Genomic DNA, 3,246 nt, shown 5'->3' on the forward strand with positions numbered 1-3,246 from the left:
GTGCGGTCCCGGCCCGTCAGGCGCGGACGGATCGCGTACGTCCTGAGCCCGGCCGCGCTGTTCCGTCCCCAGCCGCGGGGGGGGGGCGTGAACCCGCCAGGTGGACTAGGCCGCCCGCGCACGCCCCCCCCCGCGGGCACCCGCGCCGCGGGCGCCCGCCGGCCCGGCCGCGGCCGCCCGCGCGGCGGCGCCTCGGGCTCGGGCTCCGGCTCGGCCAAGCGCGGCAAGCCCCGCCGCCGCTCCTGAGGCCCCGCCGCCGCTGAGCCCCGCCGGTCCCGCGGACCCGTCCGCGGCCCGGCCTCGGCTGCGCGCCCGGGCCCGGGCGGCGACAATCGAATCGGGGCCGGGGGACCTGGGCGGAGGTACCGGTGTGAGCGACGTGCCGATCGGGGACTACGCGCTGCTGTCCGACTGCCAGACCGCCGCGCTGGTCAACAGCGCCGGCTCGATCGACTGGCTGTGCCTGCCCTGTTTCGACGCGCGGTCGGTGTTCGGCCGGATCCTGGACCAGGAGGCCGGCCACTGGTCGATCCGGCCCGCCGGCGAGTTCACCAGCAGCCGGGCCTACCTGGACCGCACCATGGTGCTCCGCACCGAGTTCCGCACCCCGACCGGCACCGCGACCCTCACCGACGCCCTCGCCTGCGGCCTCGACCGGCGGGGGCACGAGCTCGGCCTCGGCTCGCCGCACCTGCTGCTGCGCGTCCTGGAGTGCACCGAGGGCACCGTCGAGGCGCTGCTGGAGTTCGCACCGCGCCCCGAGTACGGGATGATCCGGCCGCTGCTGATCCCGGTGGAGGGCGGGCTGCGCTGCCACGGCGGTCCCGACACGCTCGGCCTGTGCTCCCCGCTGCCGTTCGAGATCACCGACCGGGCCCGCGCCCGGGTGGTGCTGCGCACCGGCGAACGGGCCGCGTTCGCGCTCCAGCACACCCCGGCCGGCGGCTCCCCGCGGCTCTGGTCGCAGGCGGAGATCCTGGCGCACGTGGCGGACACCGTGGCCGCGTGGCGGTCCTGGTCCGAGCTGCACCAGGCGTACCGGGGGCCGTGGGCGCCGCTGGTGTACCAGAGCGGGCGGGTGCTCCAGGCGCTCACCTTCCAGCCGACCGGGGCGATCGTCGCGGCGCCCACCACCTCGCTGCCGGAGAGCGTCGGCGGGGTGCGCAACTGGGACTACCGGTTCGCCTGGGTGCGGGACGCCTCCTTCACGCTGGACGCGCTCTGGGTCGCGGCCTGCCCGGACGAGGCCGAGGCGTTCTTCGCCTGGATGGCACAGGCCGCCGCCAACGACCCCGCGCACTGCGCGGATATGCAGATCATGTTCGGCATCCGGGGCGAACGCGACCTGACCGAACGCGAGTTGGGCCACCTCTCGGGCTGGCGGGGCAGCCGGCCGGTCCGGGTCGGCAACGGGGCCTGGCAGCAGCGCCAACTCGACGTGTACGGCGAGCTGCTGAGCGCCGCGCACCGGCTCCGCGCCTATCTGGGCGGCCTGGACGATCCGACCAAGCAGTTCCTGGCCGGCCTCGCCGACGCGGCCGCCGACCGCTGGCGGGAGCCGGACCAGGGCATCTGGGAGGTGCGCAGCGGACCGCAGCACTTCGTCTACTCCAAGCTGATGTGCTGGGTGGCGCTGGCCCGGGCGATCGACCTGGCGGAGGACCTGCGGGCCACCGACCGGATCCCGGCGTGGACCGCGGCCCGCGAGGAGATCCGCGCCGCGATCGAGCGGGAGGGCTGGAGCGAGGAGGCGGGCGCCTACACCCAGTCCTTCGGCTCGGCGCAGTTGGACGCCTCGGTGCTGGTGATGCCGATCGTGGGGTTCGCCCCGGCGGACTCGCCGCGGATGCGCGCCACGATCGACGCGGTCCGGGAGCGGCTCACCAGCCCCGACGGGCTGGTCTACCGCTACCTGGCCACCGACGACGGCCTGCCGGGGGAGGAGGGCACCTTCCTGCTCTGCACGTTCTGGCTGGCGCAGGCGCTGGCCATGGCGGGGGAGCCGGAGGCCGCCCGCGGGTACTTCGAGCGGGCGGCGTCCGCCGCGAACGACGTCGGCCTGCTGGCGGAGGAGGTCGACCCGGGCAGCGGCGAGCTGCTGGGCAACTTCCCGCAGGCGTTCAGCCACATCGGGCTGGTGAACGCGGCCTGGGCGATCGCCAGGGCGGAGCAGGACGGGGTGCACCGCCCGCCGCAGTGAGGCCCGACCCGGCGCCTGCCGGGCCCCTGCCGACCGGCTGCCCGGCGCGGTGACGGCTCAGCCCGTGCCGACGGGTACCGCACCGCGCGCGGCGGGGGTCTCCGGGCGGCGGGTGGTGCGGAAGCGGTCCCGGAACGCGCCGGGGGTGATGCCGACCTCGCGGACGAAGGCCCGCCGCATGGTCTCCACCGAGCCGAATCCGCACCGCCGGGCGACCACGTCCAGCGGGTCGTTGCCGCTCTCCAGCATGGCCTTGGCCGCCTCGATCCGGATCTGCTCGACGAAGCGGGCGGCGGTCGTGCCGGTCTCGGTGCTGATCAGGCGGGTCAGGTGGCGGACGCTGATGCCGGCCCGGGCGGCGCGGGCGGCCCGGCTGTGGTCCGCGGTCGGGTCGGCGGCCACCGCGTCCAGCAGCATCCGGACGGTGTCGCTGTGCGGCTGACGGGCCGTCAGGCGGACGCTGAACTGCGACTGGCCGCCGGGCCTGGCCATGAAGACCACCAGGTACTTGGCGGCCGCCCGGGCCACCTCCGGGCCGAAGTCCTCCTCCACCAGCGACAGCGTCAGGTCGATGCCCGAGGTGACCCCGGCGGAGGTGATCACCCGGCCGTCCCGGACGAAGATGGCGTCGCGGTCCACCTTCACGGCGGGGAAGCGCCGGGCCAGGTCGCCGGCGAGCTTCCAGTGGGTGGCCGCCCGGCGCCCGTCCAGCAGTCCGGTGGCCGCCAGCGGGAAGGCGCCCGCGCAGACCGAGGCGATCCGCCGGGCGGAGCCGGCGACCCGCGACAGGTGGCCGATCAGCCGGGTGTCGTCCACCGCCTCCCACCAATCCGGGCGGCCGGGGATGATGAGCGTGCCGATCGGCCCGCCGACCTCCTCCAGCGCCAGGTCCGCGGAGACCTGCACGCCGGAGGTGGTCCGCACCGGCGTGCCGCCCGGTGAGGCGGTGCGCAGCCGGTAGTTCGCTCCGTGGTCGTTGGCGGCGGCGTACACGTCGGCGGGGCCGGTGACGTCCAGCAGCTGGACGCCGTCGAAGAGCGCGATCC

2 protein-coding genes are annotated in these 3,246 nt (G+C 76.1%); one reads left to right on the plus strand and one right to left on the minus strand.

Features of this window, described 5'->3' with window-relative positions:
• The first annotated feature begins 370 nt into the window (after positions 1-370).
• Positions 371-2,200: a glycoside hydrolase family 15 protein gene (locus ACFV0G_RS37440; protein WP_380557705.1), complete on the plus strand. Its 1,830-nt coding sequence runs from the start codon at positions 371-373 to the stop codon at positions 2,198-2,200.
• Between the two features lie 57 nt (positions 2,201-2,257).
• On the opposite strand, the gene ACFV0G_RS37445 is transcribed toward ACFV0G_RS37440, so the two are convergent.
• Entirely contained in the window at positions 2,258-3,244 is a 987-nt protein-coding gene (locus ACFV0G_RS37445; RefSeq protein ID WP_380557708.1) for a GlxA family transcriptional regulator, read from the minus strand.
• Positions 3,245-3,246: the final 2 nt, after the last annotated feature.

The sequence above is a fragment of the Kitasatospora sp. NPDC059571 genome (genome assembly GCF_042735675.1).
In the GTDB taxonomy this organism is placed as follows: Bacteria; Actinomycetota; Actinomycetes; order Streptomycetales; family Streptomycetaceae; genus Kitasatospora.